15 protein-coding genes and 1 other RNA gene are annotated in these 16,928 nt (G+C 66.1%); 7 read left to right on the top strand and 9 right to left on the bottom strand.

From position 1 onward, the window contains the following. The first annotated feature begins 441 nt into the window (after positions 1–441). Positions 442–1,296, top strand: coding sequence for a hypothetical protein (locus tag EZ216_RS14365; protein ID WP_135250467.1), 855 nt, complete (start codon positions 442–444; stop codon positions 1,294–1,296). A 46-nt stretch (positions 1,297–1,342) separates the two neighbouring features. Here EZ216_RS14365 and EZ216_RS14370 read toward each other — a convergent pair whose 3' ends face one another. Beyond that, entirely contained in the window at positions 1,343–3,229 is a 1,887-nt protein-coding gene (locus EZ216_RS14370; protein WP_135250468.1) for a hybrid sensor histidine kinase/response regulator, read from the bottom strand. Positions 3,230–3,468: 239 nt separating this feature from the next. Next, positions 3,469–4,473 (bottom strand): lactonase family protein, encoded by a 1,005-nt coding sequence (locus EZ216_RS14375; RefSeq protein WP_167772926.1) that lies wholly within the window; start codon positions 4,471–4,473, stop codon positions 3,469–3,471. A gap of 434 nt (positions 4,474–4,907) precedes the next feature. Here EZ216_RS14375 and EZ216_RS14380 point away from each other — a divergent pair, with 434 nt between their 5' ends. From EZ216_RS14380 to EZ216_RS14390, 3 genes are all read left to right on the top strand, one after another. Beyond that, the gene (locus EZ216_RS14380) at positions 4,908–6,077 is read left to right on the top strand and encodes a lactonase family protein (protein ID WP_167772927.1); all 1,170 of its coding nucleotides are present in this window, start codon (positions 4,908–4,910) and stop codon (positions 6,075–6,077) included. A 153-nt stretch (positions 6,078–6,230) separates the two neighbouring features. Then, on the top strand, positions 6,231–6,557 hold the full coding sequence (locus EZ216_RS14385) for a hypothetical protein (protein ID WP_135250471.1): 327 nt from the start codon (positions 6,231–6,233) through the stop codon (positions 6,555–6,557). A 50-nt stretch (positions 6,558–6,607) separates the two neighbouring features. Further along, positions 6,608–7,180: a hypothetical protein gene (locus EZ216_RS14390; protein ID WP_135250472.1), complete on the top strand. Its 573-nt coding sequence runs from the start codon at positions 6,608–6,610 to the stop codon at positions 7,178–7,180. Between the two features lie 87 nt (positions 7,181–7,267). On the opposite strand, the gene EZ216_RS14395 is transcribed toward EZ216_RS14390, so the two are convergent. Continuing rightward, positions 7,268–8,005, bottom strand: a complete 738-nt coding sequence (locus EZ216_RS14395) for a response regulator transcription factor (protein WP_135250473.1) — start codon at positions 8,003–8,005, stop codon at positions 7,268–7,270. 247 nt (positions 8,006–8,252) lie between these two features. On the opposite strand from EZ216_RS14395, the gene EZ216_RS14400 reads away from it, so the two are divergent. Continuing rightward, a complete protein-coding gene (locus tag EZ216_RS14400; RefSeq protein WP_135250474.1) occupies positions 8,253–9,413 on the top strand; it encodes a hypothetical protein in 1,161 nt (386 codons plus the stop codon). A 101-nt stretch (positions 9,414–9,514) separates the two neighbouring features. Then, complete coding sequence (locus tag EZ216_RS14405; RefSeq protein ID WP_135250475.1) at positions 9,515–10,744, top strand: PAS domain-containing protein; 1,230 nt, start codon at positions 9,515–9,517, stop codon at positions 10,742–10,744. Here EZ216_RS14405 and EZ216_RS14410 read toward each other — a convergent pair. Continuing rightward, positions 10,738–12,723 (bottom strand): sensor histidine kinase, encoded by a 1,986-nt coding sequence (locus tag EZ216_RS14410; RefSeq protein WP_135250476.1) that lies wholly within the window; start codon positions 12,721–12,723, stop codon positions 10,738–10,740. The two genes, EZ216_RS14405 and EZ216_RS14410, sit on opposite strands and share 7 nt — an antisense overlap. A 242-nt stretch (positions 12,724–12,965) precedes the next feature. Here EZ216_RS14410 and EZ216_RS14415 point away from each other — a divergent pair, with 242 nt between their 5' ends. Further along, positions 12,966–13,376, top strand: a complete 411-nt coding sequence (locus tag EZ216_RS14415; protein WP_167772929.1) for a response regulator transcription factor — start codon at positions 12,966–12,968, stop codon at positions 13,374–13,376. A 132-nt stretch (positions 13,377–13,508) separates the two neighbouring features. Here EZ216_RS14415 and EZ216_RS14420 read toward each other — a convergent pair whose 3' ends face one another. The 5 genes from EZ216_RS14420 to ompA form a co-directional block, all read right to left on the bottom strand. Next, positions 13,509–14,036 (bottom strand): tyrosine-type recombinase/integrase, encoded by a 528-nt coding sequence (locus tag EZ216_RS14420; RefSeq protein ID WP_239024388.1) that lies wholly within the window; start codon positions 14,034–14,036, stop codon positions 13,509–13,511. A 140-nt stretch (positions 14,037–14,176) separates the two neighbouring features. Beyond that, positions 14,177–14,549: a transfer-messenger RNA gene (ssrA, locus tag EZ216_RS14425) on the bottom strand. A 13-nt stretch (positions 14,550–14,562) separates the two neighbouring features. Beyond that, positions 14,563–15,237, bottom strand: a complete 675-nt coding sequence (locus EZ216_RS14430) for an HAD-IA family hydrolase (RefSeq protein ID WP_135250478.1) — start codon at positions 15,235–15,237, stop codon at positions 14,563–14,565. Position 15,238: 1 nt separating this feature from the next. Continuing rightward, positions 15,239–15,958, bottom strand: a complete 720-nt coding sequence (ubiG, locus tag EZ216_RS14435; RefSeq protein ID WP_135250479.1) for a bifunctional 2-polyprenyl-6-hydroxyphenol methylase/3-demethylubiquinol 3-O-methyltransferase UbiG — start codon at positions 15,956–15,958, stop codon at positions 15,239–15,241. Between the two features lie 111 nt (positions 15,959–16,069). Next, on the bottom strand, positions 16,070–16,750 hold the full coding sequence (ompA, locus tag EZ216_RS14440) for an outer membrane protein OmpA (RefSeq protein ID WP_135250480.1): 681 nt from the start codon (positions 16,748–16,750) through the stop codon (positions 16,070–16,072). Positions 16,751–16,928: the final 178 nt, after the last annotated feature.

The raw sequence follows: 16,928 nt of genomic DNA on the forward strand, positions 1-16,928 counted from the left end.
CAACCTCGCGCGCCGGCCGCAGATCAGGGTGTCCAGCCGTGCCGTCCGCGTGGAGCGGCCCGATGCGGCGTCCAGCAGATCGGGCCACGAGGCGAGACGGAACGCGCTCGCCCCGGCATGGCACGCAGGTTGGGATGCGCCACTCCCGGCCGCTGTCCTGAGGCGGATGGAGAGCCCTGGAGGTTGTTCGCTGGCCATCGCGGACTTTCGGGGGCGGCGCGCTGAGCGGGACCGCATGCCGGAATGGAAGCCCACGGGAACGATTCCCGCGGCGCGCCGACCCGGTCAGGAAAAGTCTAGGGGCCGGGTCCATGCCGACACCCTCAGAGTTCACTCACAAGTGGCCCACCTCACATCTGCGCGGGGAGTGCAGCCTTCCATCCCGATGTCAAGGCCGATCGACACGTGACGGCGCGCGCCGCGCACCGCAGACTGGCGGCCATGCCCTCCTCCATGACTGATGGCCTGGTTCACCGGTGCGCCGTGGCCGTGCTGATTCCGTTTGCGCTCGCTACCGGTGCGTTGCCGGCCTTCGCGGCGACCCAAACCGGCCGGTTGCTGCTGGATCTGAAGATCCAGGTGCGGGAAAGCATCGCCAACGGCTATGCCGGCGAGACAAGCACCGGAACGTCGAGCGAGACGCTGCACCTGGAAGCCACCCTACGCACCGACGGGACGCTGGTCGCGCTCAGCCGGCCAAGCCCCGCGATGGCGCCCCCGCCGTCCGGCCGCCCCACGAGGGAACGGGCGCGCTCCACCGCGCGGCCCTCCCCCGCTCCCCTTCCGGCGCCCACGCCCGCGCCCGCCCGGGGCGATGCGCGTTACCTGGCCTATCGCGCGCAGCAGGACTGCGGCGCGGAAATGCACGCCGTCGTGCAGCGCAGCCGGGAGGGCGTACTGTCGGATCCCACTATCCACAAGAGCGAAGCCTTCACCGAGAAATCGCAGGCGGACTACCAGGCCACCGCCGGCGACAAGCTGCTGCTGATCTGCCCCAAGCTCAACGACCTCTTCCTCGACCCCAAGGCGCAGACGATCCACGTCGCGCTGGGAGAGCCCCCGGTGCGCGGCAAGACCACCTATTCGGAAGGGTCCTCCCATCCGATCCTGCGCGAGAGGGACACGGAACTGCGGCTGAGCGCGGAAGCCCTGGCCTGGGTCCGCCAGCAACTGCATGGCGCACCCAGGTCGGGCCAGGCGAAGACAACCTTGCAGCTCGGCGACAAGCCCGGGATGGGCGGCAAGCGGACAGGCAGCGTGGAAGTCGAGTTGTCCTGGCGATTCACGGACCTCTGACAAGCCGCGGTCGCGGGCCTGGCCGTCCGCAACGGGCGCACGGCGATCAGCGCCGGCCCAGGACTTGCGCCACGGCCGCCGTGAACGCCGCCGCGCGCAACGGCTTGAAGAGCACCTGGAGCCCGGCCTGGCGCAGTTCACCCGCATCGGGAAGCGCCCTGTCGCCGGTGATGATCAGGATGGCGAGCCGCTCACCCAGGCGTTCGCGCAGCACGCGCGCGAGTTGGACGCCCGTCATTTCGCCACGCAGCCGGTAGTCCAGCACCGCGACGTCGAAATCACCGGGCGCGGCCAGCGCTTCCTGCGAGGTGGCGGCCGGCGTCACGCGCGCGCCGGCACGGGTGAGGACCGCGGACGCCGCCTCCACGATCTGCCATTCGTTGTCGACCACCAGCGCCCGGACGCCGCGGAGATCGGCCAGGTCGCCCGCGCCCCGCACTTCCGGCGTGTCGTCGGACGCCGAAGGGGGCGCCGACCTGAGGCGCACCCAGAACGTGGAGCCAGCCCCGGGCGCCGAGCGCAGACCGACGGACGCGTCCATCGCGCGCGCCATGCGATGCACGATGGACAGGCCCAGCCCCAATCCTTCCTTGCGGTCGCGAGCGGCGTTGCCGACCTGGAAGAATTCCTCGAAGACCTGGTCGTGCAGCGCGGGCGCAATTCCCACGCCCGAGTCGCGAACTTCGAAGCGAACCTGGCGCTGCCCCTGGTGGAAGACCGTGCGGGCCGCCACCAGGATGCCCCCCGCGTCGGTGTACTTGATCGCGTTGTCGACGAGGTTGCCCAGCAGGCGCTCGAGCATCCGGCGATCCGCCAGGACCGTCTGGCCACGATGGAAGAAGCGCAAAGCCAGCCCCTTCTGCGCGCCCCGCGCGGCGTATCGGCGGTGCAGAACCGCGATCATGTCCGCGACGCGAACCGGCTCCTGCCGCGGCGGCTCGTCGCCCGCGTCGAGCCGCGACAGGTCGAGGATGGCGTCGACGGTCTCCGACAGCTCGAAGACCGAGCGTGCCAGCCTTGAGAACTGCTCGTCGTGCCGGTCCTCCGCCCTGTGCGCCGTGCTGACCAGGTCCGTGAGCAGGCATACCGCGTGCAGCGGCTGGCGCAGGTCATGGCTCGCGGCGGCAAGGAATCGGCTCTTCTCCAGGCTGGCGCGCTCGGCCTGCAGGCTCGCGGCATCGGCAAGCCGCGCCTGCTCGTCCAGTCGTGCCGCCAGCCTTTCGTTGAGGATCAGCTGGCGGATCGACTCCGCCTGCATCCGGTGGGCCTGCATGGCGAACGTCACCTGCATCGCCGTGAAAAACACCACGCCCGTCGCGATGAACCGGTGGATGAAGTCCGGCTCGAGAGCAAACCGCAATGCGATTCCCCCGCCCATGAGCGAGCAGGCCGCGATCATGGGGCGCTTCAGCCAGAACGTCCCCGACGCGGTGCTGTGCAAGGCCATGACATAACCCAGGACGAGCACGGCATTGGCGAAGGCATCGCCGCGGGAATACAGCACGAAGGCGCTGGCCCCATACGCCAGGGAGCAGGCACTGGCGAAGAGCAGGATCTGCTGCTCCTCGTCCATCCGGCTCTGGCGCATGAGCCGGTCCATCGGCCAGCGACCGACCGAGCTCCAAGCGCTCCCCAGGAGGAAAACCACGGCCAGGCACGCCAGGATCGCCGCGTCCTTGTGGTGCCAGAAGAAACCCGCGAACAGCAAAGCGGTGCCGAGGTTCGCGACCACGCCCGTCTGCCGGAGGTTCGCCACATAGCGGGCGGTCATCCGCCGCGCGATCTCCTCTTCCAGGCCGATGTCGACGCTGGCAGCAGCGGCCTGCGCCGTGTCATTGGGATGAGAAGAAGAGAGGACTGGTCGAGCGGGAGCTGACGATGGAACGCCCAGGTCTTGCTCCGGCACCAGTTCGGGGCTCAGCGGGATCGACATCAGGGAGCAAGCGGGCGGATCGGGAGGGATCAAGCGTATCGGCAGCCTACCCAGCAGTCAATGAAGCGGGCCGCCAGGCAGCCGCGCTCGCGAAAGCTGTCGGCCAGAAAAAAAAGCGCCCGGGAGCCATCACCGGGCGCAAGCCATTCGGCATTTGTGAACGTCAGACGAGGAGCATGCCGGATGGAGAATGGAGTCGCTGCCGTGCCGTGGGTGACCCGGTTCTCCCTGCCGGGCCTTCAGGAGTTCCAGCCATCAAAGAGGACGAAGTCGGAAGGCAACTCGCCTGCCTCCCCCGCGCCCTGGTACGTCAGCTGCCCCGTTGCCTCATCGCAGCTGAACGTGTGCATCTCCGCCGAACTGCTGTCGCATGCGTAGAGGCGCTTGCCACTGGCGTCCACGCGGACGGCGTCGAGAGTCTGTGCCGACGCCACCGTGACCCGGCGCACGAGCGCCAGGTCGCCTGTGGCCGCATCGAGGGTGAATTGGCCGACGTCCTGATTGCCGACGGTGGCGTAAACGCAGTCCGGTCGTTGCGGGTGAAAAGCCAGGCGGACATAGTTGAACGGCGGCGGCATCCTGATCAGCCGGGTGGCGGGTTCGATCAGAATGCCTGTTTGCGGGTCGATCGGCACGACACGCAGCGAACTGTCCTGATACTGCGAGAAGAATGCGAAGCGGCCAGAAGGGTCGATGCTGACGGGGCCGGGGAAATCCGAAACGAGGGCCATGGAATCCGCGAGTGCCAGGCTGCCATCCGCCCCGATGGTGTAGGTGGAGACACACCCCTGCTCGTCTTCGGAGAGATAGAGGAATTTGCCGCTGGGATGTACGGTCACGCCCACGGGGCTTCCCCTGCCCGATCCCGGTGCGACAGAGAACCGCGACGGGATGCCTGTGGCGCGGTCGATGCGGAAAGCCCAGATGTCCGCGCTGCCAAAGTTGCAGACGTAAAGAATGTCCTCGTTCGGATGGAGCGCAAGCGAAGTCGGCGAGGTGCCGGCCGGGACCGTCGGCGTCGAAGCCAGTGAGATGGCTCCCGTGGCACGGTCGACTGAGTAGATGACCACGGTGTGGCTGCTGCTGTCCGTCACGTAGAGGAACGAGCCGTCCGCCGCCAAGCAGAGTGCGGTTGGACTGCCGATGTTCGCGATCGTGCCTACGATGCTTTCCGCGATCCCGGTCGTGGCATTCAACGCGACGGCGGTCACGCCCGTACCGGCCGGCGACGCCGACGTGTTCATGACGTACGCCCACGGCGAGGGCCTCGGGGCCGGGGCGGGTGGATTGCCTACCGGCGAAGGGGCTGGCGAGGGGCTGTCGTCGCTTCCCCTGTCGTCGTCGCCCCCTCCGCATGCCGAAAGCAGGTCCATGGCCGAGAGCAGGGATACAGAAGTGAACAGTCGTTGAAGGGCGTCGCGGCGAGTGGTCATGCTGGCAATCGAATGAGCCCCGGCCCAGTGAATGGGCGGGACTCTTCGATTGCAGCACTTGGTCTCCGGAGGGGATAGTCACTTTTCCGCGAATGGAGAGTCAGGAGCAAGTGCCTCGACGCGGCCCCGCCCGGCGAGCAAGGGCCGGCCCGCGACAGCCACGATTGTTTGACCAATATCTGCGTAACGCCGGTCGGGTGTGCAGGCGTACTGTTGGCTCCATAGGCATTTCACGGAGACGCTTCATGCCCCACACCTCGATCACGCGCCGCCGCACCTTGGCGAAGTTGTTCCTTTTTGCCTCAGCCGCCGCGTCGCAACTCGCAGCCTGCGGCGGCAGCGGCGGCGGGGACGGGAGCGGCGAATCTTCCTCCGCGGCCGAAGAGACTCCGGGGCCGATGGCGCCCGGGCCGGCCGCGCCCCCTGCGCCACCGACGGCAAGGTTCGCCTATTCGGGATCGAGCGCCGCGACGCTTTTCGAATACAGCGTGGACCCCTCCAGTGGCGCACTGACGGAGATTCAGTCGCTCACGACCGATGGCGCGCCCGTCCACGTCTGCATGGGCGCGCGGCCCGAACATGTCTACGCGGCGCAACCCGCCAATGGCGAGGTGAAACTCTACGAAGTGGACACGGTGACGCGTGCGCTGACCCTCAAGGGCTCATTCCCCGCCGGTCCAAGCCCCGACGTGCTTGCGCTGCATCCCTCGGGCAAGTTCCTCTGCGTGGGGGATCGCTTCAACCGGCAGCTCTCGTCGTACCTCATCGATCCGGCGACCGGAGGGCTCACGCTGATTGGTTCCCTCGCGTGCGACACGGGTGTTCTCGAATTCCATCCTTCGGGTGCTTTCGTCTTCTCCGCCGCGGGTGGGGGCAACCTCTGGTCGATCGCGGTCGACCCAGGTACCGGCCTGCTGACGCAGGCGGCCAGCACGCCCGCAACATTCGGCATCGAAAGCCTCGCGGTTGATCCGGCTGGACAGGCGCTCTACACCAGCACGTCCAACGTGCACGATCGCAACGTGACGGCCCACGGCATCGATGCGGCCACTGGGGCCCTCACCCAGCGGCAACATCTCGCCCTGGATGCGCAACCGGGTGGCCTCGCTGTCCATCCTTCAGGACGGTACCTGTACCTGGCAACACACAACAACACCACGCCATTCGGGGGCGACCTGCGAAAGCTCGAAATCGATCCCACCACCGGGAGCCTGACCGCGGGTACCGTGTTGACCAAAGCCGTCCTTCGGTCTGCCTCCATCTCGATCGATTCGGGCGGCGGCGTCGTTTACGTGTCGAGCTCCAATGGCAGTGAGATCGAAGTGTTCTCCTGCGATTCAGCCAACAGCGGTGACCTGACGCCCTTGCAAAAGGTGTCGGTGTTCGGTGGCGGCACTCGCTTGGCGCTGTCTTGAACCAGCTGAACGACCCGGCCCCGGAATGCAATCCGCCTGCGAAGTGCAGATTCATTGAGTATCCGAGCAGGCCCGCTGCGTGAAGAATGAGAGGGCCGCTCAGCCGGCCAGATCGGCCGCGGGGCAACCCATCCACCCCTGTCGCTTACCCGCATGTTCAAGTCCCTCGTGCTCGCCGCTTCGGCGCTCGCCAGCGCTCTCGTCTTTGCCGCATCCCCCGTTCCTGAAGGCACGCGGATGCGTGTGCTGGATCCCAGTCTTGGGACGGGAGATTGGGTGGAGGGTCGACTCAAAACGGCCAAGGACGGCTGCGTCCTGGTGTTTCTCGATCGAAAGTCGAAGACCGGCCACATCGCTGCCTCCGTCGCGGGCGCGCGCAAGGTGGAGATGCTGCAAGGGGGTCAGTGGGTTGCCGCGCCGGTGTCGGCGATCAACGCAAGCCAGCCTCAGGCATGCCGAGGGGGAGGCGACAACGATTGAGGCGCTCGTCGAGAAGCGCCAAGGAGTTCTTGCAACCGCGTCGACGCCGAATGAAGCTGCGTCCCGCCTCTTTCCTGCTCGCGCTGGCGCTCGCTCTCAGCCTGCCGGTCTTCGCCGCGGCGCCAGCGGCAACTGCGGAAATGGAGGACGAAGACCTGCCCGATCCCGTGATGCCGGCCGTGCCCGCGAGCCCGCCGGCCGGCGTGCGCAAGATCACCGACGCGGCGCTCACCTGCGGGCAGATCCACGCCGAGTCGCTCGCACTCGATGCGGCCATCGCGAAGCATCGGGCGGACGCGGAGGCGGCGCAGCGCGAGGCCAACGTGGCCCAGGAAGAGGTGATGCAGCAGGCCCACAGCGGCATGGGCGCGCCGGTCGGCTCCACGCTGCTCGGCATGGTCCCGGGCGGCGGCATGGTCAGCAGCCTGGCGGCACAGGCGCAGGCATCGGCCCAGCGTTCGGCCATGCAGAAGGGTGCGGGCCGGATGACGGCCGCCTACCAGCGCATGGCGCAGGCGCAGGAGCAACTTGCGTATGCGCAGGCACGCAACGACCACATCGTGGGGTTGTTCCTGCAGAAGAAGTGCAAGCTGCCGGACGCGGGTGCGGCGCCCGGCGGATAGGAAGTTCCCGGTCAATTTGGCGCGGGCGTCGCTGGCGCGCGGCGATCGGCGGCGCGCTGTGGAACGCCTGATCGACGCGAAAGCGGCCTACGTCGCCTCGCTGGCTGCGCACTTGGCTGGCTTGGCCGGCGGGCGCCGCACGGGCTGCCGCGGGCCTGGTTCGGCCTGCCCGTTGCGGAAGGCCCGCGCGCCGAACAGCGCCACTTCCACCGAGTTGCGCAGGCCCAACTTGCTCATGAGGCGCTGGCGGTGCGTTCGCACGGTGGCAAGGCTGATGTTCAGCGCCCGTGCGATCCGTTTGTTGCACAGGCCCTGGGTGATCAGCTGCATGACTTCGCGCTCGCGCGGCGTGATGCGGACGCCTTCCACGACCATCGAATCCGGAACGGTTTCGCCTGGGTCGACGCCGGTTCGGACTTCATCGCACAGAAGCGCCTGCAGCGCGCCAAGCAGCTCCATCGGATCGTTGGAGGCGGAGACCGCGGCGTACCCGCGCAGCATCGAGAACATCCCGGTGCCCGGAGTGGTGCACGGCGGGTACAGCAGCAGCAGCCGCGCCGGCGGCGGCCGGTCGGCGAAGACCTGTGCGAGCGCGCTCACGCCCTCGGGTCCGGTGCTCACGTCGGCAACGACCACGTCCGGGCGGAGGGAAGCGATCGCCTCGCGGATCTCGCGCATCGGCCGCGCGTCATCCACCAGAACGTGCGAGGTCGCGGCGCCGAGCATCAGCCGCAGGCCCTGCCGGATGATGCCGTGTTCGCTGGCGACCAGGATCTTGCAAGGCTGCACGGGCGCGCGGAGCGCCGCGTTGCCGGAACTGCTCAAGGTAGTCAACTGCTCCTCTCTCGACCGCCTGTAGATGAATCGAGCCTGGGAAATGGGTCATTTGCACAAGCCGCCCCGATCTCACCGGAGCCCGTCGATCCTAGAGGCTTCGAATGAAGCCATCGCATCCGAACAATCAAAGAGCACTCAAAGGCGACCAAGAAACTCGCAAGCGACCTGCACGGAATGGAATTTGAAGGACGCGCGCTCGTCGTGCGTCTATGCTGGCCAGTCTGGGCTGCGTGCCGTGAACTCGATCAGCTGCGTCGATGAATGCGTGTCGATTGTCCGTACCGTCGTGGTTGCCGCGACTGCTTCACTCTTGGGGGTAGCCTTGCATGCGGAACCGGGGCCAGAAGCGAAACCGGAAGGCGTTGATCGGGTGACGCGCTCGGACATGGACATCCAATCGCTCGTGGAATCCTCGAACGCTCCTGGAAATGGAACGGAGGTGCTGCGCGATGACGGAGGGCGAATCCGCGTGGTTCTGCGTCCAGGTCAGATCGCGGAATTCTTCTATGGTTTGCCGGGCGCCGAATACAACCTCTCCGTGGCCGGCGCGCCGTCCGCAGCGCTTAGCGAAGTTCGCGAAATTGCCGTGACGACCCGTTGGCGACGGGACTGCGAAGGCCGTGTGGTGAGGCACAAGCAGGTGCTCGACGGCGTGGCGACGCAGAGTCTGGAATTGCGCCGTGACGTCACGGGCCGGGTCGACGCGGTCAGATACCCGTCCGGGGGCGTACTTTTCTACGCCGGCGCGCCAGGTGAATCAGTTGAATGGAACGGCGCGAGAGTTGTGCAGCGTGGCCGAGGCTGCGCGCGCGTGGCCGCCACTGCTGCTCAGGTTGTGGCTGACGCGGTAGCGACCGTGCAAGACGCCGCTGGACGCGCTGCCCGGATCGAGAAGAAGGTTGGCGAAGTTCTCCTGGCGCGGAAGATCGGCTTCAACTTCCTGCACAGGCGGGTGTTCGAAACGGACTGGATGCGGCCGCCGGCGCCGTGGAAGGGAACCGGCCGGGAAAACCTGTCCTATGACCTGGCTTTCCAGCTGCCGGACTGGGCGCCATCGATGGTGCTGCGGGAACGCCGGGGGTGGGCTTACTTTCATGACGTTCAGGGTCATTTGCTGGGCAGGTACCCCGTTGGCGTGCCGGGAGCCGCTGTCGAAATCCTCTGGTCAGGCGCAAGTTCAAGCGCACGACCTGTCGCGCTCGCGGCCGAAGACGCGACATATCCCCTGTCCGTGGACGAAGACGGTGTCGTTTGTGCCTTCGATGGCGCAGGCAACGTCGAACTCGATCGGGGAAAGCTTTCCGACGCGCAGCTGCTGCAAGATCTTCGGTTCACGCTCGAAGCCCTGGCTTATTCGCAGCGTTTCGAACTCGTGACCGGGAATGACGTTGACTGATTGCAGCCACCTACCCTCTCCGCGGCCTCGCTGCTCATCACCTCCCTGGTGGTTGGAGCTGCCTTTGGCTTGGTCGAGTCGTCGCCGCAAGCGAGGGTTGGGTGCTGTTTGCCGATGACCGCTTTGCGCATCCGACCTTTGTCGCCAACGCCACCTTAGCCTTTGCACCCATGGAAACCGCCAAGACCAAGTCGTCTCGCAGCCTTCGCGATCTCGCCGCACTCGTCGGGGTCAGTTGGTGGGCGTCCGATCCTGAAGGAGGGGACGCCGCAGGCCGATCCCTCGACGATCTGCTTGACCTGGTTCACCCAGGCGATCACCAGGCAGTCTGCTCTGCAGCCGCCAAAGCCCTGGCGGAGGGACAAAGCCTGGACGTCGCGTTTCGCTCGAGCAGTGATCCTGTCCGCTTCATGCGTGCCAGTGCCGATGTCGGCGTGAAAAGCGGTGAGATGGTCGTGCACTCAGCTGTACTGCTGGACGAGACCGACCGCGTGCGGGCGCAGGCGAAGTTGTCGATGCTTGCCGACGAGACGCCCGCGCTGCTCTGGGTGATGGACCCGAACGGCTTCTGTTCCTTCTTTTCGCGCAGTTGGTATCAGTACACGGGGCAGAGTCCCGAGGACGCTTTGGGCTTGGGGTGGCTGAAGATGGTGCATCCCGCCGACATCTCGATGGCGACGGAGTGCGCCAGGCGCGCCGCCGAGCAGAAGACCCACTTCCGGATCGAGCATCGATTGAGACGCCATGACGGCTCCTGGCGGTGGGTGACCTGCGTCGGCAACCCCCGTTTCGCCCAGGACGGAAGTTTCCTCGGCCATTCAGGCGCAGTGACGGACATCCATGATCGGCGTCTGGGTGAACAGAGGATGCGGGAGAGCGACGAGCGCTACAAGCACTTCATAGCCTCCAGCGCGGACCCGATCTGGCGCGTTGAAATGCCAGTCCCCCTGCCGGCAGATTTGCCGCCCAGTTCCGCGGTCCCGCGAATCATGCTCCGCTCGAAACTTGCGGAATGCAACCAGGCCTTCCTCGACCTGATGGGCGTGGGGAGTCTGGCGGAGCTTGTCGGCACGCCATTGGGCATGCTCTTGCCAAGCGCGGGGTCAGCCCACGCGCTGGAATCGTTGGTCCACCGCGGCTACCAACTTCGGCACGAACCGATCGAGGTTCTCGGACCCGATCAGCAGCGGATCCAAACGACGATATCGATGGTCGGCTTCCTGGAGAATGGGACTGTCACTCACTTCTGGTGCTCGTACGCCCTCCCCAGGGCGGCACCCGCACCGGAGTTGAGCGCCGTTGGCTTCGACGGTTCGACGCCGGCTCAGTGAGTCCCCTTCTCCCGTGAGAGGGACGCTGCGAGCAAATCGCGCAGCGCCTTGAGGTCGCCTCCGCGGATGCGTGCTGCATTGGGGATGGAGGCGGCACCGACCCAGGCAGGTGGGTCCCCGTACCAAACGACCTGCGCTCCTGGATCGACCAGATCCTTGAGCGCGTCTGTGTGGTCGCCAGGTTCAACCCCCGTATGGAAGACCATCACTGTGGGATGGAGCATCTCGGCGATGGCGCGGGCTCGAGCAAGCGAAGCGGTCGCCAATGCGCACACGGGCAGCGAACTGAGTTGCGACAGCACTTCAGCCGCATCCAGGGCGCCGATGTAGAGGATCCTGCACCTCTCGTTGAGGTGGCCGTAAATCCGTGGCAGTTCAATCGAGAACGCCGATCCCAGCCCGGACCCTTCGCTGGCGACTTCGGTCTTCCCTCCGTGGATGGAAACCACGTTCTTGACCAGCTCAAGTCCCAAGCCCAAACCAACCGTCGAGTGGCTGCCCCGCCAACCACCGCCCAACAACAGGCGGGCTCGTTCATCAGCCGTCAGCCCTGGGCCGTTGTCCTGGACCCTGAAAGTCACAGCCGCCGCGTCTGCCGTCACGCTCACCGTGATCGTTCCGCCGTCCGGCGTGTATTTGGCCGCATTCACCAGCAGGTTCGAAAGTGCCTGGGTCAGTCGCGCGGGATCGCCAAGCACACCGGCCTCATGCACATCCAGAACGAGTGCGCGCAGGTCATGCCGTGCGAGCGCAATCGAAGGACCCGCAACGGCGACCGCGTCGTTCACGATCACGTCGGGTACGACGACGGTCGGCTGCAGCTTGAGCTGTCCTCTCTTCACTGCAGCGAGATCAAAGATGTCGGCTACCAGCCGTCGAATGAGTCCGAGTTGCCTCTCGATCGCCGCAGTGCACGTTTCGACCGTTTTGCGGCTGCTGCTCGATTGACGCAAGGTCGCCGCGGCGTACGAGATTGCGGACAAGGGGTTGGAGAGTTCGTGTGCCAGCGTCGCGAGGAAGTGGTCTCGATTCCTGTCCTGCTCCAGCAGAAGCAGATGATCGCGTACCCGCTGAACATGGGCCCAGCAGCGGTCCGCAGCGTCATAGATGAGACTAACGACTTCCCTGGACCAGGTCCTGGGCAGGATGGATGTGACCGCGAGCATTGCCGCCGGCCGGTTGTCCTTCAACAAAGGAACGATGAGAACCGACTCGCTCTCCAATCTGTACAGCCCCGGTGCGTGGAGGCGTGCCGGGCCGGCGTTCTCGAGCGCGAAGCTGTCCCCCCTCCCAATGGCCGCCAGGGCTTCGCGTCCGAGAACATCAAGAGGATGCGCAACCCCTTCCTCGAGTTCGCCATCCGCATCCCAGCTCGCCCTGACGGTATAGGTTTGCGCGTCGGCGTGCACCTCGGCATATGAAGATGAAGTCGCTCCGATAAACGTGGCCATCATCCGCGCCGTTCTGCGCATGATGGCGGTGGGATCGGCGGCATTTCGCGTGGCGCCGACCAGGTCGTCCAGGAACTGCAGCCTGGCTTCGTTGGCGCGGAGCGCCGCTTCAGCTTCCGCCTGCTCCGTCACATCGATGGAGACGCCCACCCACTCGCAGATGCGCCCGTCCTCGCGGATCGGCGCGACCTGCGCGGCCATGAGCCGGTATTCACCGTCGTAGCGCCGCATCCGGTAGCGCGCCGTGGCGGGACGTTCCGCTGCGACATCGCGTTGAACCGCATCGAAAAGGTGCTTCGCGTCTTCGGGATGGACCGCACCGAGCCATTTCCAACCCAGGTACTGCCTCGGCGCTCGACCGGTGAACGCTCCGAACGACGGATTCAACGCCGTCATCGCACCATCGGGCCCCGTGTACCAGACGACGACCGATGTATTTGCGGCCAGAGTATGAAGGCGGACTTCCGCGCGGCCGCTTGTGCCTTCCTCTGCCACTGGATCCGCTCTTTTCAAGTCGCGCTTGATCATCCTCGACGAAAGGTGGTCTCCGAAGCTTGCATCGTCGCACGCGCGCTCTGGAGAACCTTCCAGTTTTTAGTCAAATGTCCGAACGTGGCGACGCGCCGGCTTCGACCTGGAGGAAGTTCAGAAAAAATGGCGGTCCATTGCGGCGGCCTTGATCGTCAGTCTGGCAACTGGCGCCTATGCTGGCGGCGCCGCAGCCAAGAAGCATCAGCGCTCGAGCGCCTTATCCGGAAGGAGTGTCAACCATGCGCAACTCGCATTCAGCGCCGGCCCACTTCGCCAGCGTGCTTGTCGCCGATGACAATCCTGACATCACCGAAATGTTGGCGGCGTTCCTTCAGCTGTCCGGCTTTCGCGTGCAGTGCGCGGCGAACGGCGTTGAGGCTGTGGAATGCTTCGACCGCGAAAGGCCGGACGTCGCCGTCCTCGACATCCAAATGCCGATGATGGACGGGCTCGCTGCCGCCAGGCACATGAAAGCCCGGCATCCCGGTGTGCTTCTCATCGCGGCCACGGGGCGCCCTGACCTGGCTGTTGCAGCAGGCAGTTCGGCTCCTTTCGCGCGGGTCTTCTGCAAGCCCGTCAGCGCAGACGAAATCGTCTCCGCCATCCGCTCCCACTTGAGCGCCGGGAACTCTCTGCGAAAAACCGCCTAGCCTCAACTGGTCCGCGCAGAGCGAACAATCGGTCCACCGCGATACGCCTGGATTGCCCGCAAGAGCACGGCGAGCTGCTCCGGATCCGTGATGGCAGCGAAATGCTTTCCCCGGTAGGGCGACAAGGCTTCTTTAAGGCCGTAAGTGACATCGCGTTGAGCCCCGACCCGTGGCAATCGCGTAGCGCCAAACCTGCCGGCAAAGCATCAGCCCGCGGTCCGCAGTTTCGAAAGCGCCGCGTTTTTCGATTTTCCGGATGGTCGCGAGCAACTCGGCCGGTTCGATGTCGGCAACGGGCCGGCTTCCGATCCAGGGAAAAAGATCCCGCTCGAACTGGCGCTCTGCACGGGTTGGGTGACTGGAGCTCCACTGCGCAAGCTGCTTGCTGTGCCATTCCAAGGCGACTTCGCGAAAGGTGGTGGCCGTCGAGTTGGCGGCTTTCAGCCTTCCTGCCCGCTTTACCTGGACGGGGTCGAGCCCTTGGTGCTTTTGCAACCTGGCGGCATCCCGCGCGCGCCGAGCGTCGGCAAGCCCGACGGCAGGGTAGCTCCCCAGTGCAAGCCGACTCTCCTTGCCATCGCTATAGATCTTCCAGAACCAGCGCCTCGAGCCACCAGGGCTGACCTCGAGGTACAACCCCGCAGAGTCCGTAAAGCGCATGCGCTTCTTGTCGGGCGGGCAGGCGGCCGTCTTGCATTGCTTGTGTCTGTCAATGGACCTGGCTGAACTTCCTTGGGCCCCCCATCCCCAATGAAAAAGGCCGTCCGATGATTGTCACCGGACGGCCTTGGATGGTGTAGTGGTGGAGCTGGCGGGAATTGAACCCGCGTCCGCAAGCCTTCTCCGAACAGTTCTACATGCTTAGCGCTCTGATTTGGATCTCGCCGCCGGCATCGCGCAGGTGCACGCTATGCCAGCCGCCAGCGCCCTACTTTCTCGTCCCCGCCCAAGGCGCCCGGGTGGGGACCAGCCCATGTGGATTCCTTCACAACCGGGACCTTGCGACCCCGGCCCAGCCCATGGACCAGCTGTTGTGAAGCTCACCGGTGTTTAAGCGGCGAGTGCGTAACGTTCGTCGTTCGCAGTTGGTTTGTTTCAGCGGATTAACGAGGTGACTGAACCTCGGCATGCCCTGCTGCGTGTCCGAACCCGCGTCGAAACCAGTGCAGCCCCAGGAACACCTATTTTAAGCCGCGGCGCGCGTTTGCAAGAGCGCGAGCAGATCGCCCGGGCTGCCGATGCGGGCATCGGGCGCCCAGTGGTCAACGTCCGGCTTGCCGCCGAGGTAGCCGTAGGTCGCCGCGACCGTCGGCATGCCGGCGGCCTTGCCCGCGACGATGTCGCGTTCGTCATCGCCCACGTAGATGCAGCGCGAAGGCGACAGGCCCAGACGGCGCGCCGCTTCCAGCAGCGGTTCCGGGTGCGGCTTCGAATGCGGTGTGCTATCGCCACCGACCACCGCGCCCGCGCCGGCGAAGAGCGGCATCGCAGCCGTCAGCGGGCCCGTGAAGCGCATCGATTTGTTGGTGACCACGCCCCATGCGAACCCGCGCTGCACCAGCGCCGCCAGCAACTCCGGCACGCCGTCGAAAGCGAACGTGTCCTGCGTCATGCGCCTCTCGTAGGTCTGGAAGAACTCCTCGCGCAGCGCGGGGAAGTCGGCATGGTCGGGCGTGATGCCGAAGGCCACGCCCAGCATGCCCCGCGCGCCCGCGCCCGCCATGGGCCTGTAGTCGGCCAGCGGGCGCGACGGCAGGCCGCGCGCCATGCGCATCTGGTCAGCGGCGGCGCCGAGGTCGGGAGCGCTGTCGATCAGCGTGCCATCCAGGTCGAACAGCACGGCACGGATGCCCTGGAACATGTCAGGCCTTGCGAGTGGCGACGAGGTAGTTGACCGACGTGTCGTCGTCCAGCCGGTAGCGGCGCAGCAGCGGGTTGTAGCCCAGCCCCCGCGTGGCCACCCAGTCCAGGCCCGCGGGCCGGCAGAACGCGGCCAGCTCGCTGGGCTTGATGAACTTCAGGTACTCGTGCGTGCCGCGCGGCAGCAGGTTGAGCACGTATTCCGCGCCGACGATGGCCTGCACGAATGCCTTGGCGTTGCGGTGGATGGTGGAGAAGAACACATGGGCGCCGGGCTTGGCCAGGTCGGCGCAGGCGCGCACCACCGAGCCGGGATCGGGCACGTGCTCCAGCATCTCCATGCAGGTGACCACGTCGTAGTGGCCGGGCTGCTCGAGCGCCAGCGCCTCGACGCTGACCTCGCGGTACTGGATGTTGGGCGTTTCGGCTTCCAGGGCGTGCAGCTGCGCCACGCGCAGCGCCTTGCCGGCGAGGTCGATGCCCAGCACCTGCGCGCCGCGGCGAGCCATGGAATCGGCCAGGATGCCCCCGCCGCATCCGACGTCCAGCACCTGTTTGCCGGCCAGGGGCGCGAGGGATTCGATCCACGCCAGGCGCAGCGGGTTGATCTGGTGCAGCGGCCGGAACTCGCTCTCGGTGTCCCACCACCGGTGGGCGAGTTCGGAGAACTTGGCCAGCTCGGCCGGGTCGGCGTTCAGGCTGCTGCTCGTGACTTCGGTCATGCGTGGATTGTGGCGAAGGCGGGGCCGCGGCGGGCCCCACAAACGGAAAAGGCCCCGAAGGGCCGGAATTGAAAAGGGCCCCGAAGGGCCCTCTTTCGCAAGCCGCGAGGCTTACTTGTTGGCGCGGGTGCCGACCACTTCGATTTCCACGCGGCGGTTCTTCGCGCGGCCTTCGGCGGTCTTGTTGTCGGCGACGGGCTGCTTCTCGCCCTTGCCTTCGGTGTACACGCGGTTCTTCTCGATGCCCTTGGAGACCAGGTAGGCCTTCACGGCTTCGGCGCGGCGCACGGACAGCTTCTGGTTGTAGGCATCGGAGCCGACCGAGTCGGTGTGGCCGACGGCGATGATCACTTCCAGGTTGATGTCCTTGACCTTGCCAACCAGGTCGTCCAGCTTCGCGCGGCCTTCGGGCTTCAGGACGGCCTTGTCGAAGTCGAAGAAGGCATCGGCGGCGTAGGTCACCTTGGTCGCGGCGGGCGGCTGGGGAGCCGGGGCCGGGGCCGGGGCGGCCTGAGCAGGCGCGGGCGACGGAGCGGCGACGGGGGCCGGAGCGGGCGCGGGCGGCAGGGCGCCGTCGCAGCCGCGGGCGGCCGTGGCCGGCGTCCAGTTGGCATCGCGCCAGCACAGTTCGTTCGTGCCGTTCTTCCACACCAGTTCGCTGGTGCCGTTCTGCCAGTTGTCGATCATCGCGCCACCATTGGCGGCCACGGGCTTGGCAGGGGCCTGCGCGAGGGCGGCAGTCGACATGGCGGCAGCGGCGAACAGCAACGCCACGTGGTTCAGTTTCTTCATGGTTCTCCTCTTAGGGGGAAAAAGCCGCAGCCGCGCTGCGTCAGAACTACGATTCAGGTGACCATTCACCAAAAACGTCCGGTCGATTGTGCCACACGTGTTTACACAATCAATCGGCACTGCCGGGACAGGGCGTAGGACAAAACCGCATTGAAGCGCTTTTGTTGCAGGTGCGCGA

This window comes from Ramlibacter humi (assembly GCF_004681975.1).
GTDB classification, from domain to species: Bacteria; Pseudomonadota; Gammaproteobacteria; order Burkholderiales; family Burkholderiaceae_C; genus Ramlibacter; species Ramlibacter humi.

Coding starts and splice junctions, on each gene's coding strand:
- EZ216_RS14365 (WP_135250467.1), top strand. CDS start 442: ATGCCCTCCTCCATGACTGATGGCCTGGTTCACCGGTGCGCCGTGGCC.
- EZ216_RS14370 (WP_135250468.1), bottom strand. CDS start 3,229: ATGTCGATCCCGCTGAGCCCCGAACTGGTGCCGGAGCAAGACCTGGGC.
- EZ216_RS14375 (WP_167772926.1), bottom strand. CDS start 4,473: ATGAACACGTCGGCGTCGCCGGCCGGTACGGGCGTGACCGCCGTCGCG.
- EZ216_RS14380 (WP_167772927.1), top strand. CDS start 4,908: ATGCCCCACACCTCGATCACGCGCCGCCGCACCTTGGCGAAGTTGTTC.
- EZ216_RS14385 (WP_135250471.1), top strand. CDS start 6,231: ATGTTCAAGTCCCTCGTGCTCGCCGCTTCGGCGCTCGCCAGCGCTCTC.
- EZ216_RS14390 (WP_135250472.1), top strand. CDS start 6,608: ATGAAGCTGCGTCCCGCCTCTTTCCTGCTCGCGCTGGCGCTCGCTCTC.
- EZ216_RS14410 (WP_135250476.1), bottom strand. CDS start 12,723: ATGATCAAGCGCGACTTGAAAAGAGCGGATCCAGTGGCAGAGGAAGGC.
- EZ216_RS14415 (WP_167772929.1), top strand. CDS start 12,966: ATGCGCAACTCGCATTCAGCGCCGGCCCACTTCGCCAGCGTGCTTGTC.
- EZ216_RS14420 (WP_239024388.1), bottom strand. CDS start 14,036: ATGCGCTTTACGGACTCTGCGGGGTTGTACCTCGAGGTCAGCCCTGGT.
- EZ216_RS14430 (WP_135250478.1), bottom strand. CDS start 15,237: ATGTTCCAGGGCATCCGTGCCGTGCTGTTCGACCTGGATGGCACGCTG.
- ubiG (WP_135250479.1), bottom strand. CDS start 15,958: ATGACCGAAGTCACGAGCAGCAGCCTGAACGCCGACCCGGCCGAGCTG.
- ompA (WP_135250480.1), bottom strand. CDS start 16,750: ATGAAGAAACTGAACCACGTGGCGTTGCTGTTCGCCGCTGCCGCCATG.